At 73.1% G+C, this 21170-nt stretch carries 2 protein-coding genes and 1 pseudogene; all 3 read left to right on the top strand.

Annotated features, from left to right (window positions below; translation table 11 throughout):
• Positions 1-50 precede the first annotated feature (50 nt).
• Positions 51-296, top strand: a pseudogene (locus ACIQ9E_RS29490) (ketoreductase domain-containing protein); the annotation flags it as partial.
• 51 nt (positions 297-347) lie between these two features.
• Complete coding sequence (locus ACIQ9E_RS29485) at positions 348-15344, top strand: SDR family NAD(P)-dependent oxidoreductase (RefSeq protein WP_403712220.1); 14997 nt, start codon at positions 348-350, stop codon at positions 15342-15344.
• A gap of 4 nt (positions 15345-15348) precedes the next feature.
• Positions 15349-21170 (top strand): beta-ketoacyl synthase N-terminal-like domain-containing protein (locus ACIQ9E_RS29480; RefSeq protein WP_403712218.1); only part of this gene is annotated, 5822 nt, incomplete at its 3' end.

Below are 21170 nucleotides of genomic sequence, written 5' to 3'. Positions count from 1 at the left end.
TCCCCTGCGACCTCACCGACCCCCACCAACTCACCCAAGCCCTCACCCACATCCCCCAACCCCTCACCGGCATCTTCCACACCGCAGCCACCCTCAACGACGCCACCCTCCACAACCTCACCCCCCACCACCTCACCACCACCCTCCAAACCAAAGCCCACACCGCCTGGCACCTCCACCAACAAACCCAACACCACCCCCTCACCCACTTCGTCCTCTACTCCTCAGCCGCCGCCACCCTCGGCAGCCCCGGACAAGCCAACTACGCCGCCGCCAACGCCTTCCTCGACGCCCTCGCCACCCATCGCCACCACCACAACCAACCCGCCACCACCATCGCCTGGGGCATGTGGCACACCACCACCACCCTCACCGCCCAACTCACCCACACCGACCGACAGCGGGTGCGTGACGGATTCCGGCCGCTCACCGAGGCCGAAGGGAGGCACTTCCTCGATCTGAGCCTCGCCACCGACGAGCCGTTCGTGATCGCGGCCATCCCCGCCGACCCCGAGCCCGCCCGCCGCCGCGTGGCGCGCCCCACCGTCCGTACGGGCGCGGACCACGACCGTGATCTGCTGGCCGTCGTCTGCTCCGCCACCGCCGCCGTACTGGGCCACCCGGACGCCTCCGGTATCGGGCCCGCGACCGCGTTCAAGGATCTCGGCATCGACTCGCTCAGCGGGATCCGGCTGCGCAACAGACTCGCGGAGACGACCGGCGTCAGGCTCTCCGCGACAGCCGTCTTCGACCATCCGACTCCGGACGCGCTCGCCACCCGGCTCGCCGCGGCCCTGCACAGTGCGGGCAAACCGCCGGGCGGTGCCGAGACCGCGGCCCCCGCGCCCGTATCCCCGAAGCCGGTGGCGGGGGACGAACCGCTGGCGATCGTGGCCATGGCCTGCCGGATGCCGGGTGGTGCGGACACCCCGGAAGACCTGTGGAACCTGGTCGAATCCGGTGGCGACGGGATCACCGAGTTCCCCGCCGACCGCGGCTGGGACCTCGACGCGCTGTACGATCCGGACCCCGACGCAATCGGCAAGGTCTCCGTGCGCCATGGTGGCTTCCTGGCCGGGGCCGCCGACTTCGACGCGGAGTTCTTCGGCATCAGCCCGCGCGAGGCGCTGGCGATGGACCCGCAGCAGCGGCTGATCCTCGAAGTGTCCTGGGAGGCGTTCGAACGGGCGGGCATCCTGCCCGCGAGCGTCCGCGGCAGCGACGCCGGTGTGTTCATGGGGGCGTTCGGCCAGGGGTACGGCGCCGGTGTGGACCTGGGCGGCTTCGGGGCGACCGGCACACCGACGAGTGTGCTGTCCGGACGGCTCTCCTACTACTTCGGGTTCGAGGGCCCCTCCGTCACCGTCGACACGGCCTGCTCGTCCTCGCTGGTCGCCCTGCACCAGGCCGTACGGTCGCTGCGCTCGGGGGAGTGTTCGCTCGCACTGGTCGGCGGGGTCACCGTGATGGCGACGACGACGGGGTTCGTCGAGTTCTCCCGCCAGCGCGGGCTCGCCCCCGACGGCCGGGCCAAGGCGTTCGCGGACGCCGCCGACGGCACCAGCTTCTCGGAAGGCGCCGGTGTCCTGATCGTGGAACGGCTCTCCGACGCGACCCGCCTCGGCCATCCCGTGCTCGCGGTGGTGCGCGGTTCCGCGGTCAACTCCGACGGCGCGTCGAACGGTCTCTCCGCCCCGAACGGCCCCGCACAGCAGCGCGTCATCGAGCGCGCGCTCGCCGACGCCGGTCTCGCCCCGGGCGACGTCGACGCGGTGGAGGCGCACGGCACCGGTACCCGCCTCGGCGACCCCATCGAGGCCCAGGCCTTGGCGGCGGCGTACGGCGCCGGTCGCGGACACCCGCTGCTCATCGGGTCGCTCAAGTCGAACATCGGCCATACCCAGGCGGCGGCGGGTATCGCCGGAGTGATGAAAATGGTCCTCGCGATGAGGCACGGCGTCCTGCCGCGCACCCTGTACGTCGACGAGCCGTCCCGGCACGTCGACTGGGACGGCAACGTCCGGCTGCTGCGCCGCAACGAGCCGTGGCCGGACACCGGCCGTGCCCGGCGTGCGGGCGTCTCGTCGTTCGGCATCAGCGGCGCCAACGCCCATGTCGTCCTGGAGGCCGGTCCCCCCGCCGCCTCCGGTCCCTCCGCCTCTGCTGGTCCCGCTGCCCCCTCCGGTCCCTCCACCCCTCCCAGCCCCTCCACCCCTCCCGTACCACCCGCCGACCCCGGGACGCAGGACGTGCTCTGGCCGGTCTCCGCCCGCACCCCGTCCGGGGTCCGGGACGTCACGGCCCGTCTGGCCGCCCTCACGGCACCGCCGGCCGCGATCGGGCATTCGCTCGCCACCACCCGCACGGCCATGCGCCACCGGGCGGTCGTCCCGGCCCGGGACGCGAAGGCGTTCGCCCGCGGCGAGGACGTGCCGGACGTGGTGCGGGGGACGGCCGACATCACCGACCCGCGCGCCGTGTTCGTGTTCCCGGGGCAGGGCTCCCAGTGGGCCGGCATGGGGGCCGAACTGCTCACTGCCGAGCCGGTCTTCGCGCGGCGGCTCGCCGAGTGCGCCGCGGCCCTCGCCCCCCACACCGGCTGGGACCTTCTCGACGTCGTCGCCCGGCGGCCCGGGGCGCCCGCCCTCGACCGGGTCGATGTCGTGCAGCCCGCGTCGTTCGCCATGATGGTGGCCCTCGCGGAGCTGTGGAGCGTGCGCGGTGTGGCCCCGGCCGCGGTGCTCGGGCACTCCCAGGGGGAGGTCGCCGCGGCGTGCGTCGCCGGGGTACTGACCCTCGACGATGCCGCGAAGGTCGTCGCGCTGCGCAGCAGGCTCGTCGCCGCCGGACTCGCCGGACGAGGCGGCATGGTCGCGGTGGCGCCCGAGGACTTCGACGCCGCCGCGTGGACCGGACGTCTGGAGGTCGCCGCGGTCAACGGGCCCGCGTCGATCGTCGTCGCCGGAGCGGCCGACGCCGTCGAGGAGTTCCTCGCCGCGGCACCCCGGGCCCGCCGGATCGCCGTCGACTACGCGTCGCACACCGCACACGTGGAAACGGTCCGCGAAGCCCTCCTCGACGCCCTCGCCGGCCTCACCCCGCGAGCACCGGAGATCCCGTTCTTCTCCACCGTGGACGAGGCGTGGCTCGACCGGCCCGCCGACGCCGCCTACTGGTACGACAATGTCCGACGCCCCGTCCGTTTCGGTGCCGCGACGGCCCGCCTCGCCGAACTCGGCTACCGCGTGTTCGTCGAGACCAGCCCGCACCCGGTCCTCACCCCTGCCCTGGAGGACACCCTCGCCGGGCAGCCGAACACGGCGGTCGTCGGCACCCTGCGGCGCGGGGAAGGCGGGCCGCGCCGCTTCGCCAAATCGCTTGCCGCGCTCTGGGTCCGGGGCGTACCCGTCGCCTGGCCGTCCGGGGAGTCCCCGAGCGTTCCGCTGCCCACGTATCCGTTCCGGCGCGACCGCTACTGGATCGACGCGGAACCGGCCAGCAGCTCCGGGCATCCGCTGCTGGCCTCGCTGGTCGACCGTGCCGACGGCGAAGGGGCACTCGCCACCGCACTGTTCTCGGTACGCCGACAGCCCTGGCTCACCGACCACGAAATCGACGGGCGGATCATCGTGCCCGGCTCGGCGCTCGTGGAACTCCTCGCCGAGGCGGGCACCCGGCTCGGTACGCCGACGATCGCGGAGCTGACGATCGTCGTACCGCTGGTGGTCGATGCCGACAGCGTGACAGAGGTCCAGTTCACGGTCGGCTCCGAGGCGTCCGGGCAGCGGACCGTGCGCCTGCACAGCCGTACCGGTACCGGCCCGTGGACCCTCGTGGCCACCGGAGCGCTGCATGCGGAGACCCGCGAACCGGCGACGGCCGAATGGCCTCCTCCCGATGCCGACCCGGTCGACCCGGCCGGTTTCTACGACACGCTGCCGCTCTCCTACGGGCCCGCGTTCCGCGCCGTGACGGCGCTCTGGACCGGCCGGGGACACGCCTATGCGTCGGTCCGCCTCGGTGAGCAGCTCACCGACGCCCGGTACGGGCTGCACCCCGTGCTGCTCGACGCGGCACTGCACGCGCTCGGCCTGCTCTTCGACGACCCGGAGCGGCGCAGGCTCGCGTTCTCCTGGACCGGCGTACGGATGTACACGCGCGGCGCCACCGCGCTGCGGGTGCTCCTCGAACGCGTCGGCGCCGACACGATCCGGGTCCTCGCCGTGGACGAGCACGGCGCCCCGGTGGTCGAAGCCGACGGTCTGACCGTACGGAGCGCGGAGCCCGCCAACGACGCGCTGTTCGAGGTCGCCTGGGTTCCCGTGCCGGCCTCGCCCGTCCCCGCCTGGACGTACCACGCCGATATCCCCGAAGGGGATCGTCCCCCGGTGGTGGTCCTGCCCGTGGAGCCGGGCGACCCGGGCGGATCACCCGGTGTCCGGGCCCGGGAGCTGGGCCGCGAACTGCTCGCTACGGTGCGGACGTGGCTCGCGGACCCCCGCCGGGCCGATTCCCGCCTCGTCGTGGTCACCCGTACCGGCGATCCCGCGCAGGAGGCGCTCGGCGGTCTGGTCCGGACGGCCGGGACGGAGCACCCCGGCCGGGTCGGCCTGATCGAAGCGGACGAGATCACGCCCGCCGCCGTCGCCGCCGGGCTCGCCGCCGGTGACGAGCCCCAGGTCCGGGTCGCCGGAGGGACGGTCCGCGCCGCTCGGCTGCACCGGGTCGCCGCAGCCGCGGGAGCCTCCCCGCTGACCGGGGGAACCGTCCTCGTCACCGGCGGCACCGGCGGTCTCGGCCGTCTGCTCGTGGACCATCTGCTGACCGCCCACGAGGCCGCCGAGATCGTCGTGGCGTCCCGCGGCGGACGGCCCGGCGGAGCGCCGGACGACGACCGGGTGCGGTACGCGGCCGTGGACGTCACCGACAAAAGTGCGCTGGCCGCCCTCGTGGACGGCATCGCCGGACGGCTCCGCGCCGTCGTCCACATGGCCGGGATCGTCGACGACGCGGTCGTAGCCACCATGCGGCCCCCGCAGTGGGACGCCGTGCTGCGGGTGAAGGCCGATGTCGCCTGGCAGCTGCACGAGCTGACGAAGGACCAGGACCTCGCGGCGTTCGTCCTGTACTCGTCGATCTCCGCGACGTTCGGCGGCGCGGGGCAGGCGAACTACGCGACCGGCAACGCGTTCCTCGATGCGCTCGCCCGCCACCGGCGCGCACAGGGACTGCCCGCCGTGTCCCTCGCGTGGGGGCTGTGGGACGAGGCGGACGGCATGGGCGGCCGACTGACCTCCACCGATCTGAGCCGCATCGCCCGCGGCGGCATGATCCCGATGACGGCCGCGCAAGGACTCGCCCTCTTCGATGCGGCCCTGCACAGCGACCGTCCCGCACTCGTACCCGTCCGCCTCGACCTCGCCGCCGTCGCCGCGGCCGGCCATGTCCCACCGATCCTGCGCGATCTGGTACCTGCCGCGCGCCGCAGGCCCGCCCCGGCCGGCTCGCGCGACATGCTCGAACTCGTCAGGACGAGTGCCGCCGCTGTCCTCGGCCACCGCGACGTCCATGCCATCGAACCGCTGCGCGCGTTCAAAGAGGTGGGCTTCGACTCGCTGACCGGCGTCGAGCTGCGGAACCGGCTGGCGGACGCGACAGGTCTGACACTGCCCGCCACACTCGTCTTCGACCACCCCACGGCGCAGGCACTCGCCGCGCACCTCGGCGAGCTGGCCGGCACCCGGGCGGCCACCCGGCGCCGTACCCCGACCCCGGCCCGCCGGCACGACGAACCGCTGGCGATCGTCGGCATGGCGTGCCGTCTGCCGGGCGGGGTCGCGTCGCCCGAGGATCTGTGGCGGCTGCTGGAGTCCGGTGGTGAGGGCATCACGGAGTTCCCCACCGACCGCGGCTGGGACGTGGACGCGCTCTACGACCCCGACCCCGACCATCCGGGCACGTCCACGGTCCGGCACGGCGGATTCCTCACGGAGGCGGCCCACTTCGACGCCGCGTTCTTCGGGATCAGCCCGCGCGAGGCCCTCGCGATGGACCCCCAGCAGCGGATCGTCCTGGAAACCTCGTGGGAAGCGTTCGAACACGCGGGCATCGACCCGCACACCCTGCGCGGCAGCGACACCGGCGTGTTCATCGGCGGCTACTTCTACGGGTACGGCTCCGCCTCCGATCGCGGTGGTTTCGGCGCGACCAGCACCCAGACCAGTGTGCTGTCCGGCCGTCTCGCCTACTTCTACGGTCTGGAGGGCCCGGCGGTCACGGTCGACACGGCGTGTTCGTCGTCGCTGGTCGCCCTGCACCAGGCCGGTCAGTCGCTGCGTACCGGGGAATGCTCCCTCGCCTTGGTCGGCGGCGTCACCGTGATGGCCTCGCCGTCCGGTTTCGTCGACTTCTCCCAGCAGCGGGGTCTGGCGCCGGACGGCCGGTGCAAGGCGTTCGCGGACGCCGCCGACGGCACCGCTTTCGCGGAGGGCTCCGGTGTTCTGGTCGTGGAGCGGTTGTCGGATGCCGAGCGGCTGGGCCACCGGGTCCTGGCGGTCGTCCGCGGGTCCGCCGTCAACCAGGACGGCGCCTCGAACGGGCTCTCCGCGCCCAATGGGCCGTCGCAGGAGCGTGTGATCCGGCAGGCGCTCGCCAACGCGCGGCTCGAACCGTCGGACGTCGACGCGGTCGAGGCCCATGGCACCGGCACCCGCCTCGGGGACCCCATCGAAGCGACCGCGCTGCTCGCGACCTACGGGCAGAGCCGCACCACGCCCCTCCTCCTCGGCTCCCTGAAGTCGAACATCGGCCACACCCAGGCTGCCGCGGGCGTCGCGGGCATCATCAAAATGGTCCTGGCGATGCGCCACGGCACCCTGCCCCGCACCCTGCACATCGACACACCGTCCACCCACGTCGACTGGACCTCCGGGGGCATCGAACTCCTCACCGAAGCCCGCCCCTGGCCCGAGACGAGCAGGCCCCGGCGCGCCGCCGTGTCCTCCTTCGGCGTCAGCGGCACCAACGCCCACGTCATCATCGAAAGCCGCCCCCAGCCCGCATCCGAGACCCCGCCCGACGCCCACCCGGTGCCCCTGCTGATCTCCGCCCGCACCCCCCGCGCACTCCACGAACACACCACCCGCATCCGGGCCTTCCGCGACTCCGGAAGCGACGGCGAACGTGCCGTGGCCTCGGCCCTGCTCGCCCGTACGGCCTTCCGGCACCGGGCGGCCCTGATCGGCACGGACCTGGTCACCGGCACCGCGGAACCCGATCGCCGCCTGGTGTGGCTCTTCTCCGGCCAAGGCTCGCAGCGCCCCGGCATGGGCGATGAACTGGCCGCCGCGTACGACGTGTTCGCCCGCACCCGCCGCGATGTCCTCGACGCCCTCCGGATCCCCACCGGACTCGGCCTCCACGACACCGGACACGCCCAGCCCTCGGTCTTCGCGCTCCAAGTCGCGCTCAGCGCCCAGCTCGACGCGTGGGGCGTCCGCCCCGACGCCCTCGTGGGCCACTCCATCGGCGAGCTGGCCGCGGCCTACGTCGCCGGTGTCTGGTCCCTCGACGACGCGTGCACCCTGGTCTCGGCGCGAGCCCGGCTGATGCAGGCCCTGCCGCACGGCGGCGCGATGGCCGCCGTCGTCGCGTCGGAGCGGGAGGCGCGGCCGCTGCTGCGCGACGGCGTGGAGATCGCCGCCGTCAACGGCCCCTCGTCGATCGTGCTCACCGGTGACGAGGACGCGGTGCTCGACATCGCGGCCCGCCTCGGCCGCTTCACCCGCCTGCGGACCAGCCACGCCTTCCACTCGGCCCGGATGGAGCCGATGCTCGACGCGTTCCGGGAGGTCGCGGAGGGGCTGGCGTACCACGAGCCGAGGATTCCGATGGCCGCGGGCGCAGCGTGCGCGACACCGGAGTACTGGGTGCGGCAGGTCCGCGACACCGTCAGGTTCGGAGAGCAGGTCGCCGCGTACGACGGGGCGCTGCTCCTGGAGATCGGCCCGGACCGCAATCTGTCCCGCCTCGTCGACGGCGTCCCGATGCTGTACGGCGACGACGAACCCCGGTCCGCGATGACCGCGCTCGCCCGCCTCCACATCAGCGGTGCCACGGTCGACTGGCCGAAGGTCATCGGCCCCGTACCGGCCGCACCGCCGGACCTGCCGACGTACCCCTTCGCGCGGGACCGCTACTGGTCGGCGCCCCGCGGCGGCGGCGATCCGGCTCCCGCCGGTCAGCTGGCCGTCGACCACCCGGTGCTGACCGCGGCGGTCGGCGTTCCCGGCAGCGGTGAACTGGTCCTCACCGGCCGGGTCGACGCCGCCGATCCCCTCGCGCACTCCGTGCACGGCATCCCGGTACTGCCGGCCGCGGTCCTGCTCGACCTGGCGATCACAGCGGGCGAGGAAGCCGGGTGCGGTGCTCCGGAGAGCTTCGCCGTGGACACTCCGCTCGTGCTTCCGCAGTCCGGTGGGGTCGCGCTCTCCGTCACCGTGGCGGCGCCCCGGGAAGACGGCCGCCGCACGGTCACCGTGCATGCGCGGCACGGCAAGGGCGAGTGGACCGGGCACGCCACCGGAATTCTCGCGCCCGAAGCACCGGCGGCACCGGAGGCAGCCGGCATGCCGTCGGTGTGGCCGCCCGCCACGGCCCGGCCGCTCGATATCGGCCGGCGGGCGGACGCCCTGGCCGGGGCCGGGCACACGGACGGTCCCGCGCAGCCCCGGCCGCACGCGGCCTGGACCGACGAGGGCGCCGTCTACGCCGAAGTGTCCCTCCCGGAGGAGCGGCACGCCGAAGCCGGACGCCACGGCCTGCACCCGGCTCTCCTCGGCGCCGCCCTCACCCTCGCCGCCGCGGGAACCGAGCTTCCGTACGCCTTCGACGACGTGCGTGTCCACTCCGGCGGAGCGACCGCGGTACGGGTCGCCGTCACCGCCGGCGGCGTCCACATCGCGGACGGGGCCGGAAGGACCGTCGCCACCGTCGGCGCCGTCCGCAGCCGCCCCCTGACCGTCGAAGGAGCCGTTCCGGGCCTGCTGCGGCCGGTACTGGCCGTACTGGCCGAGCCGGACGGGCTTGAGGAACCGCCCCCCACCACCGCGACAACCGGTGGACTCGACGACCCGGCGGTCCCGGACATCGTGATCCTCCCCGCGTACGAGACCGGGGGCGCCCCGCTCGACGAGGTACGGCGGCTCGGGGCCGGAGTGCTGGCCGCGCTTCAGCGCTTCCTCACCGACGACCGGTACGCCGACGCGGTGATGGCCGTCCACACCGGGCCCGGCCTCGCCGCCGCCGCGGTCGCGGGCCTCGTACGAACCGCGCAGGCGGAGCACCCCGGCCGGATCGCCCTCGTCGACGCCGCACCGGACACCGCAGCCCCGCTGCTCGCGGCCGCCGCCGTCCTCGGCGAACCGCAGACCGTGCTGCGCGACGGCCGGACCTATGCGCGCCGGCTCACCCCGGCGGCCCCGGCCGGTGACGCTCCGGCACTCGACCCGGAGGGCACGGTCCTCATCACCGGAGGGTCCGGAACACTGGCGGGCCTCGTCGCCCGCCATCTCGTCGACCACTACGGAGTACGCCGACTGCTGATGCTGTCCCGCGGCGGGACGGCGAACGACGTCCCCGGCGCCCGGGTCACGGCCGTCGCCTGCGATATCGCGAACCGGGACGAACTGGAATCGGCGCTGGCGGGGATCGACCCCGCGCACCCTCTCACCGCCGTGGTGCACACCGCGGCCGTCATCGACGACGGCGTCCTCACCGGCCTCACCCCGGAGCGCCTCGACTCCGTCCTCCGTCCGAAGGCCGACGGCGCCTGGCATCTGCACGAACTCACCAAGGACCAGGACCTCGCGGCGTTCGTGCTCTACTCGTCGGCCGCCGGTGTGCTCGGCAGCCCCGGTCAGGGCAACTATGCGGCGGCGAACGCGTTCCTCGACGAACTCGCCGTACAGCGCCGGGCCGCCGGACTTCCCGCACTGTCGGTGGCCTGGGGCCTGTGGGAGCCGGAGAGCGGACTGACGGCCGGAGTCGGCGACCGGATGCGCCGAAGCGGTGTCACCGCGTTGAGCACCGAACGCGGGCTGGCACTGTTCGACGCGGCCCTGCGGTCCCCGGACGCTGCGCTCGTCGCCGCCGACCCGGCGGGGCTCGGTGAGACGCCTCTGCTCAGGGCGGCGGGCAGGGGCCCGCGGCGCCGTACGCCCGGTGCCGGGGCCCTCGCGGACCGGATCGCCGGACTCTCCGCGGCCGAAGTCGAGAAGGCGGCGCTGGCCGTCGTCCGGGAGTGCGCGGCGGCCGTGCTCGGCCACGACGGCGCCGACCGGATCGAACCGGCCGCGACGTTCAGGGAACTCGGCGCCGACTCCCTCACCGCGGTGCGGCTGCGCAACGCCCTCACCGAGGCGACCGGGGTACGGCTCGCCGCGACCGCGGTCTTCGACTTCCCGACGCCGCAAGCCGTCGCGGCGAAGCTGACCGCGGCCCTGTCCGGCCGGACAGTGGAGCCCACCCGCGCGCCGACCCCGGCCGCTGCCGTCGACGAACCGCTGGCGATCGTCGGGATGGCGTGCCGTCTGCCGGGCGGGGTCGCGTCGCCCGAGGATCTGTGGCGGCTGCTGGAGTCCGGTGGTGAGGGCATCACGGAGTTCCCCACCGACCGCGGCTGGGACGTGGACGCGCTCTACGACCCCGACCCCGGGCATCCCGGCACGTCGACGGTCCGGCACGGCGGATTCCTTGCAGGGGCGGCCGACTTCGACGCCGCGTTCTTCGGGATCAGCCCGCGTGAGGCCCTCGCGATGGACCCCCAGCAGCGGATCGTCCTGGAAACCTCGTGGGAGGCGCTGGAACAGGCCGGCATCGTGCCCGGCACGCTCCGCGGCAGCGACACCGGGGTGTTCATCGGCGCCTTCTCCGACGGATACGGCCTCGGCACCGACCTCGGTGGTTTCGGCGCCACCGGAACGCAGACCAGTGTGCTGTCGGGCCGTCTCTCGTACTTCTACGGTCTGGAGGGCCCGGCGGTCACGGTCGACACGGCGTGTTCGTCGTCGCTGGTCGCCCTGCACCAGGCCGGTCAGTCCCTGCGTACCGGGGAGTGTTCCCTGGCCCTGGTCGGCGGTGTGACGGTGATGGCCTCGCCGTCCGGTTTCGTCGACTTCTCCCAGCAGCGGGGTCTCGCCGCGGACGGCCGGTGCAAGGCGTTCGCGGACGCGGCGGACGGTACCGCCTTCGCGGAGGGCTCCGGTGTTCTGGTCGTGGAGCGGTTGTCGGATGCCGAGCGGCTGGGCCACCGGGTCCTGGCGGTCGTCCGCGGGTCCGCCGTCAACCAGGACGGCGCCTCGAACGGGCTCTCCGCGCCCAATGGGCCGTCGCAGGAGCGTGTGATCCGGCAGGCGCTCGCCAACGCGCGGCTCGAACCATCGGACGTCGACGCGGTCGAGGCCCATGGCACCGGCACCCGCCTGGGCGATCCCATCGAAGCCGGTGCGCTACTGGAGACGTACGGGCAGCACCGCACCACGCCCCTCCTCCTCGGCTCCCTGAAGTCGAACATCGGCCATACCCAGGCGGCCGCGGGCGTCGCGGGCATCATCAAAATGGTCCTGGCGATGCGCCACGGCACCCTGCCCCGCACCCTGCACATCGACACACCGTCCACCCACGTCGACTGGACCTCCGGGGGCATCGAACTCCTCACCGAAGCCCGCCCCTGGCCCGAGACGAGCAGGCCCCGGCGCGCCGCCGTGTCCTCCTTCGGCGTCAGCGGCACCAACGCCCACGTCATCATCGAAGCCCCCGCGACTCCGGATTCACCGTCCGTCGACTCGCCGCCCGTGGAACCGAGCGAGCCGCTGTTCACCACGGAGCACACCCCGCTGCCGGTCTCGGCCCGCACCCCCGAAGCCGTCGAAGGCCAGATCCGACGGCTCCGCGCCCACCTTGCCGAACACCCCGGTGACGACCCGCGTGCCGTCGCCGCCGCGCTGCTCTCCACCCGGACCGAGTTCCCGCACCGCGCCGTGCTGCTCGGCGAAGGCGCCGTCACCGGCACGGCGCTCACCCGGCCGCGTACCGTCTTCGTCTTCCCCGGACAAGGCTCCCAATGGCTCGGCATGGGCCTGAGACTGATGGCGGAGTCACCGGTCTTCGCGGCCAGGATGAGGGAGTGCGCGGACGCGCTCGCCGAGCACACGGGCCGGGACCTGATCGCCATGCTCGAAGACCCGGCCGTCAAGAGCCGCGTCGACGTCGTACACCCCGTCTGCTGGGCGGTCATGATGTCGCTGGCCGCCGTCTGGGAGGCCGCGGGGGTACGTCCGGACGCCGTCATCGGGCACTCCCAGGGGGAGATCGCCGCGGCCTGTGCCGCCGGGGCGATCACCCTGGAAGACGGTGCCCGGCTCGTCGCGCTCCGCTCCGCCCTGCTCCAGCGCGAACTCGCCGGACACGGCGCGATGGGTTCGATCGCGTTCCCCGCCGACGATGTCGAGGCGGCCGCCGCACAGATCGACAATGTCTGGGTCGCGGGCCGCAACGGCACCGGCACCACCATCGTGTCCGGGCGGCCCGACGCCGTCGAAACGCTGATCGCCCGCTACGAGGCCCGCGGTGTCTGGGTGACCCGCCTCGTCGTCGACTGCCCGACCCACACCCCGTACGTCGACCCGCTGTACGAGGAGTTCCAGCAGATCGCCGCGGCCACCACCTCCCGTACGCCCCGGATCCCCTGGTTCTCCACCGCCGACGAGCGGTGGATCGACACCCCCCTGGACCACGAGTACTGGTTCCGCAATCTGCGCAACCCAGTGGGCTTCGCCACCGCCGTGGCCGCCGCCCGGGAGCCGGGCGACACCGTCTTCATCGAGGTCAGCGCCCACCCGGTACTGCTGCCCGCGATCAACGGCACAACCGTTGGCACGCTGCGCCGCGGCGGAGGGGCCGGCCAGGTCCTGGACTCGCTGGCCAAGGCGTACACGGCCGGTGTGGCCGTCGACTGGCCGACCGTCGTCGCAGCGCGGGGGACGGCGCATGCCACCCCGAGGACGGCATCCGGACCCGCGCCCGCACCGGTGCACGACCTGCCGACGTACGCCTTCCACCACGAGCGGTACTGGATCGAACCGTCATCCGGCACGGACGCCACCGGCCTCGGACTCGACGCCGTGGACCACCCGCTGCTCGCCGCTTCCATGGCCCTGCCCGACACCGACGAGACGCTGCTCACCGGCCGTTTCTCACGCGCCACCCACCCGTGGCTCGCCGGGCACTCCGTCGCCGGTGAAGTGCTGCTGCCCGGACCCGTGTTCGTGGAGCTGGCCGGGCGCGGCGCCGACGAGGCGGGCTGCGATCTCCTCGACGAACTGGTCATCGAAACACCACTGGCGCTGCCCGCGACCGGCGCCGTACAGGTGCGTGTGACCGTTGCCGCGGCCGACGGCGGCGGCCGCCGCGCCGTGCGTATCCACGCCCGGAAGGACGGGGACCGAACCTGGACCCGTCACGCCTCGGGCCGGGCCGGCATCGCCACCGCCGAGCCCGCCACGGCCGACGGCCCCTGGCCGCCCGCACACGCGGAGCCGATCGACATTGCCGAGTTCTACCGCAGGCTCGACGACGAGGGGTACGGGTTCGGCCCCGGGTTCCGGGGCCTGTCCGCCGCATGGCGGCACGGCGACACCGTCTTCGCGGAGGTGGCCGTCGACGGCGCCCTCGCCAGGGACGCCGCCCGCTACACACTGCACCCGGCGCTGCTCGTCACCGCGCTCCAGGCGGGCAGCCTGAGCGCTGGCTCCGAGAACGCCGGGGTCCGGGTCCCGTTCGCTTTCTCCGGTGTCCGCGTCCACTCAAGCGGCGCCACAGCGGCGCGGGTCACGTTCACGGCGGCCGACGGCGGAGCCCGCGTCCACCTCGCCGACGAGACGGGACGGCCGGTCGCGGAGATCGGGTCACTCGTCACCCGGCCGCCGGCCGCACCGGATCCGGGCGGAGACGTGCGGCTGTACCGGCGTACGTGGACCGGGGTAAGGGCACCCGCGGCACCCGGCACCACCGCCGTCAGATACCCGGGCCCCGGCGACGGCACCGCGCCCGGGGACGACCCGTTCGATGCGAAGCGCCCCGACGTCATCGTGGTGAGGGCCTCCGATCCCGCAGACGTACGTACCGCGCTCGACGACCCGAGGACCGCCGGCGCCACGCTGGTCGTATCCGCGGCCGCCGGAACCACGGCGGGAGCCGTCGCGGCACTGGTCGACACCTCCCCACCGGGACGGCTTGTGCTGGTACAGACCGCGGACACGGTCACACCCCGCCGCGCGGCAGCCTTCGCCCGCCTCGACGAACCGCACCTCCGGCTCACCGGCGGACGCCTCGAAGCACCGCGCCTGGTCCCGGCCGGGCCCCGTACCGATCCACCCCCGTACGGCGGCACCGTGCTCCTCGCCGGCGGTTCGCAGGAGCTGGTCCGACAGCTGACCGAGCGGGGAGCGGAGGTGATCCGGCACGAGCCGGGAGGGCTGCCCGAGGCCCCCGTGACCGCGGTCGTCCACGCGGCGGACACCGCCGATTCGGCCTGGGAACTGCACCGGCTGACCCGCGAACTCCCGCTGGACGCGTTCGTCCTGCTGGTGCCGCCCGGCGAGCCCGCAGGGCCGTGGGAGGCACTCGCCGAACTGCGCCGGGCGGAAGGCCTGCCCGCCATGGCGTTCACCGCGGCCGAGGACCGGCGGACCGAACTGCTCGACGCGGCACGCGCAACCGGGGAGACCGTGGTCGTGGCGACAGCCCCGCCCCCGCCCGGTGACCCGTCACCGCTGTGGCGGCCGGTCCAGCGGCCCACCCGGCGCTCCGCCGAGAGCGGCAGCTCCCTGCCGGAGCGACTCCCGGACCTGTCGCCCGAGGAACGGGAACAGGCGGTACTCGGGCTGGTCCGCGACACCGCGGCCGCACTGCTCGGCCATACCGACGCCCGGGCGGTCACGGCCACCGCGGCCTTCAAGGACCTCGGGTTCGACTCCCTCACCGCACTCGGCCTGCGCGACCGCCTGGCCGAAGCCCTCGCCACCCCACTGCCGGCCACGCTCGTCTTCGACTACCCGGCGGCCGGGACACTCACCCGGCACCTGCTCACGCTCCTGAACCCGGACGGCGGTGCGACCCCGGACGGCGGTGAACCGCAGGCGGCACAGATGCCCCACAGCCCTCCGGCGGCCGGACCCGACGACGAGTCGACCGACGACGGGTCGATCGACGACGAACTGATCGACGACGAGTTGATCGACGACATGGACGCCGACGCGCTCATCGCGCATGTACGGAAGGGATGAGCCGATGGCCGAGAACGAGCTGATCGACGCCTTGCGGATATCCGTCAAGGACAACGCGAAGCTGCGCAGGGAGAACACCGCGCTGCGCGCCGCCGTGAACGAGCCGCTCGCCGTCGTCGGCATGGCCTGCCGTCTCCCCGGCGGCATCACGTCGCCGGAAGAGCTGTGGGAACTCGTCGAGGCCGGGGGCGACGCGGTCGGGGACTTTCCCACCGACCGGGGCTGGGACGTGGCCGCACTCCACGCCGACGCCGATTCGGCCACCTCGCGAGCCGGCGCCCTCGAAGGAGCCGGGGACTTCGACGCCGCGTTCTTCGGGATCAGCCCGCGCGAGGCCATCGCGCTCGACCCGCAGCAGCGGATCCTCCTGGAGATCGCCTGGGAGGCGCTCGAACGCGCGGGCATCGTGCCCGACACGCTGCGCGGCAGCGACACGGGAGTTTTCGTCGGCGGCTTCTACTACGGCTACGGAGCGGGCGCCGACCTGGGCGGGTTCGGCGCCTACAGCACACAGCCCGCGGTGCTCGCCGGACGCCTCTCGTACTTCTTCGGACTCCAGGGCCCGGCGGTCACGGTCGATACGGCGTGTTCGTCGTCGCTGGTCGCCCTGCACCAGGCCGGTCAGGCACTGCGCAACGGTGAATGCTCCCTCGCCCTGGTCGGCGGAGTCACGGTGATGGCGTCTCCGCAGAGTTTCGTGGAGTTCTCCCGGCAGGGCGGGGTGGCCCCGGACGGGCGCTGCAAGGCGTTCGCCGACACTGCCGACGGCATCGGATTCGCCGAGGGCGCCGGTGTTCTGGTGGTGGAGCGGTTGTCGGATGCGGAGCGCAACGGTCATACGGTGCTTGCGGTGGTGCGTGGTTCGGCGGTGAATCAGGACGGTGCGTCGAATGGTCTGTCGGCGCCGAATGGTCCGGCGCAGCAGCGGGTGATTCGTGGGGCGTTGGAGCGGGCGGGTTTGGGTCCTGCGGATGTTGATGTGGTGGAGGCGCATGGGACGGGGACGGTGTTGGGGGATCCGATTGAGGCGCAGGCGGTTATTGCGGTGTACGGGCAGGGTCGTGAGGTGCCGCTGTTTCTGGGTTCGTTGAAGTCGAATATTGGTCATGCGCAGGCGGCGGCGGGTGTGGCCGGTGTGATCAAGATGGTGTTGGCGATGCGGTACGGGGTGTTGCCGAGGACGTTGCATGTGGGTGAGGCGTCGTCGCATGTGGACTGGTCGGCGGGGGCGGTGGAGCTGCTGACGGAGGCCCGGCCGTGGCCGGAGTCGGGTCGCCCGCGGCGGGCTGGGGTGTCGGGGTTCGGGGTGAGTGGGACGAATGCGCATGTGGTGCTGGAGGGGGTGCCGGCTGTGGAGGTGTCGGTTTCTCCGGCTGATTCCGGGGGTTGGGTGTCTGGGGGGTTGGTGCCGTTGCCGGTGTCGGCGCGTTCTGGTGTGGGTGTGGGTGTGTTGGTGGAGCGGGTGGGTGGGTTGGTGGGGGGTGGGCGGGATGTGGGTGTGGTGGCGGATGGGTTGGTGCGGGGGCGTGCGGTGTTCGGTCATCGGGCGGTGTTGTTGGGGGATGGTGTGGTGAGGGGTGTGGCGGGTGAGGGGGTGCGGACGGTGTTCGTGTTTCCGGGGCAGGGGTCGCAGTGGGTGGGGATGGGTGTGGAGTTGATGGGGTGGTCGGAGGTGTTCGCGCGGCGGATGGGTGAGTGTGGGGCGGCGTTGGCGCCTTATGTGGACTGGTCGTGGGAGGAGGCTCTGGGGTCGCCGGAGTTGCTGGGGCGGGTGGAGGTGGTGCAGCCGTTGTCGTGGGCGGTGGCGGTGAGTGTGGCGGCTTTGTGGGGGGCGTATGGGGTGGTGGCGGATGGGGTGGTGGGTCATTCGCAGGGGGAGATTGCGGCGGCGTGTGTGGCGGGTGCGCTGAGTCTGGAGGACGGGGCGCGGGTGGTGGCGTTGCGGAGCCGGGTGATCGGGGGCCGGCTGGCGGGGCGTGGGGTGATGGCCTCGGTTGCGCTTCCCGCGGGGGAGGTGGAGTTGGTGGAGGGGGTGTGGATCGCGGCCCGTAACGGACCGTCCTCGACGGTGATCGCGGGCAACCCCGAGGCTGTGGAGAGTGTCCTGGCGGGGTATGAGGCTGTAGGGGTTCGGGTGCGGCGGATCGCAGTCGACTACGCCTCCCACACCCCCCATGTCGAAGCCGTCGAGGACGAACTCGCCGAGGTCCTCGAAGGCGTGACAACCCGCACTCCCAAGATCCCCTGGTGGTCCACCGTGGACAGCGGCTGGGTGGAGGAGCCGGTCGAGGACGGCTACTGGTACCGCAACCTCCGTCAACCGGTCGCGATGGACTCCGCGATCGCGGAATTCGACGGTTCCCTGTTCATCGAGTGCAGTGCGCATCCGGTGCTGCTGCCCGCGATCGACCAGGAACGTACCGTCGCTTCCCTGCGTACCGGCGAAGGCGGCGGGGACCGGTTCACCACCGCGCTCGCGGAGGCCTGGGTCCAGGGTGCCACCGTCGACTGGACCACCCTCGTGCCGCCCACCGGAGAACGGCTTCTCGACCTGCCCACCTACCCCTTCGACCACAAACGCTACTGGCTGCTGCCGAAAGCGGCCGGTGGCGGCGGTATCGGTCATGGGCTGCTGACGACCGCCGTGGCGCTGCCGGGCAGTAACGGGGTGTTGGCGACAGGGAGGCTGTCACGGGCGACGCATCCCTGGCTGGCCGACCACACCGTTCAGGACACCGTGCTGCTGCCGGGCACCGCGTTCGTGGAACTGGTGATCCGCGCCGGTGACGAGGCGGGCTGTGACCTGGTGGAGGAATTGGTCATCGAGACACCGCTCGTACTCCCGGTCACCGGCGCCGTCGATCTCACCGTCACCGTCGACCGGCCCGACGACACCGGACGCCGACCGGTGACCGTCCACGCCCGCCCCGAAGGCACCGACACCTGGACCCGCCACGCCACCGGAACCCTCGGACGCGCCGAAGGCACCGTGGAGGAGACTCCGGCCGCGTGGCCGCCACCGGCAGCGCACGCCGTCGACCTCACCGGCTTCTACCAGGAACTCGCCACAGCCGGTTACGGCTACGGCCCTGCCTTCTGCGGCCTGCGCGCGGCCTGGCGCGACGGCGACACCCTCTACGCCGAGGTGGAGATCCCCACGGAGCAGGAGGACGACGTATCCCACTACGGCGTACACCCGGCCCTGCTGGACGCCGCGCTGCACGTCACCTGCCTGCCACTGCTCACGGGACAGGAATCGGATCCGGGACATGTGAAGCTGCCGTTCTCGTGGAACGGCGTGCGGATGCACACGACCGGTGCCACCACGCTGCGCGTCGCGATCACCCCGGGGCCGGGTCCGAACGGTGTGACCGTGCAGGCGACCGACCCGGCCGGTCAGCCGGTGCTGACCGTCTCCGAGCTGACCGCACGACCGGTCGACACCAGCGCACTCACCGACGGCGACACCGCGGCCCGCAACTCCCTCTTCAATCTCTCCTGGACCGAGCTGCGTCCCCCGGTGCCCGCCCTCGACCGTGCACCCGGGACGACGACCGAGCCCGGCCCCACGACCTCGCTCCCCTGCGTCTCGGCGCTCCCGGAACCGGGCGCTGACATGCTCCAGGAGACGTACCGGCTCACCGAGCTGGTGCTCGGTGAACTGCACCGGGTGGTCGCCGACGACAGCCTCGCGGAGACTCCCCTCGTCGTCCGGATCGACGCGGGACCGACCGGCGGAGCGGTCGCCGGCCTGGTCCGCTCCGCACAGGCCGAGCACCCGGGACGATTCGTGCTGGTGGAGACCCGCGCCGACACCCCGGACGAGGCAGTCGCCGCGGCCGGGACACTGGCCGAACCGTATGTCCGTGTCACCGAGGGCCGGTACGAAGTGCCCCGGCTCATCCGCACCGCTGCGACCGCCCGGCCCGACGGGCCACTGCTCGACCCTGACGGCACGGTGCTCATCACCGGCGGTTCGGGTGTACTGGCCGGCCATCTCGCCCGGCGCCTCGTCGCCGAACACGGAGCCCGCCACCTCCTGCTCCTCTCCCGCAGCGAACCCCCGCCGGACACACCCGGTGTGCACATCAGCTGCGACGTCTCCGACCGGGACCGGCTCGCCGCCGTACTCGCCTCCGTGGAACGACCGCTGACCGCGGTCTTCCATACGGCGGCGGTCCTCGACGACGGTGTGGTCACCGCGCTCACGCCCGCACGGCTCGCCACCACGCTGCGCCCCAAGGCCGACGGCGCCTGGCATCTCCACGAGCTGACCCGCGGCGCGGACCTGCGCGCATTCGTCCTCTACTCGTCCGTTGCGGGCCTTCTGGGCGGCCGTGGCCAGGGCAACTACGCCGCCGCCAACGGCTTCCTCGACGGACTCGCCGCGCAGCGCCGCGCCGAAGGGCTGCCCGCACTGTCGCTGGCCTGGGGGCTGTGGGAGGACGACAGCGGACTCACGGGCAGCATGAGCGGCACCAACCGGACCCGTGTGCGCCGTGGTGGATTCCGTCCTATGGAGGGAGACCAGGCGCTGCGCCTGCTGGAGACCGCCGCCGGAGCCGGTGCCGCGTTCGCCGTCGCGGCCGCCATGGACCTGAACGCGCAGACCTCGCCGCTCTTCGCCGGTCTGCGGAGCCCCGCGCCACGCCGGACGGCCGCCACCGGCGTACCGCTCGCCGAACGGCTCGCGACCATGGCCCGCACCGACCGGGACGCCGCGCTGCTCACCCTGGTCCGCGACTGCGCGGCGGCCGTGCTCGGCCACGCGGACGCCGTGGACGTGCCGGCGGACGCGGCGTTCAAGACCCTCGGGGTCGACTCGCTGACCGCCGTCGAACTGCGGAACCGGCTCGCCGCGGCAACCGGTGTCCGGCTGCCCGCCACCCTCGCCTTCGACCACCCGACGCCGCGGGACGTCGCGTCCCGGCTGAACGACACGCTGACCGGCGCCGGTCCCGCCCCCGCCCGGCCGCCCGCCCGGCCCGCCACCGCGGCGACCGGGGACGAGCCCCTCGCGATTGTCGGTATGGCGTGCCGTCTGCCCGGCGGGGTCACGTCCGCCGAGGACTTGTGGCGGTTGGTCGACAGCGGCGGCGACGCGATGACCGGCTTCCCCGCCGACCGCGGCTGGGACCCGACCGTCCTGGGCGGCGAGGCGGACGCGGACCGGGGCGGCTTCCTCTCCGACGCGGCGGACTTCGATGCCGCGTTCTTCGGGATCAGCCCGCGCGAGGCGCTGACGATGGACCCGCAGCAGCGTCTGGTCCTGGAGACTTCATGGGAGGCGTTCGAGCATGCGGGCATCGTGCCGGACACGCTCCGGGGAAGTGACACCGGCGTGTTCATGGGCGCCTTCTCGTACGGCTACGGAGTAGGAGCCGACCTCGGCGGATTCGGCTCCCTGGGCATACAGCCCAGTGTCCTCACCGGCCGTATCTCCTACTTCTACGGGTTCCAGGGCCCGGCGGTCACGGTCGATACGGCGTGTTCGTCGTCGCTGGTCGCCCTGCACCAGGCAGGGCACGCCCTGCGCCAAGGGGAGTGCACGCTTGCGCTGGTCGGCGGAGTCACCGTGATGGGGACCCCTGACGGGTTCGTCGAGTTCGAGCAGCAGGGCGGACTCTCTCCCGACGGCCGCTGCCGCGCGTTCGCGGACACCGCGAACGGCACCGGCTGGGCAGAAGGTGTCGGTGTTCTGGTGGTGGAGCGGTTGTCGGATGCGGAGCGTAACGGTCATACGGTGCTTGCGGTGGTGCGTGGTTCGGCGGTGAATCAGGACGGTGCGTCGAATGGTCTGTCGGCGCCGAATGGTCCGGCGCAGCA

Origin of the sequence: Streptomyces sp. NPDC094448 (assembly GCF_044763775.1) — a bacterium.
Taxonomy (GTDB): Bacteria; Actinomycetota; Actinomycetes; order Streptomycetales; family Streptomycetaceae; genus Streptomyces.
Note: the sequence above shows the minus strand (reverse complement) of the source record. Positions and strands in the feature narration are given on the sequence as shown.

Coding starts and splice junctions, on each gene's coding strand:
- ACIQ9E_RS29485 (WP_403712220.1), top strand. CDS start 348: ATGTGGCACACCACCACCACCCTCACCGCCCAACTCACCCACACCGAC.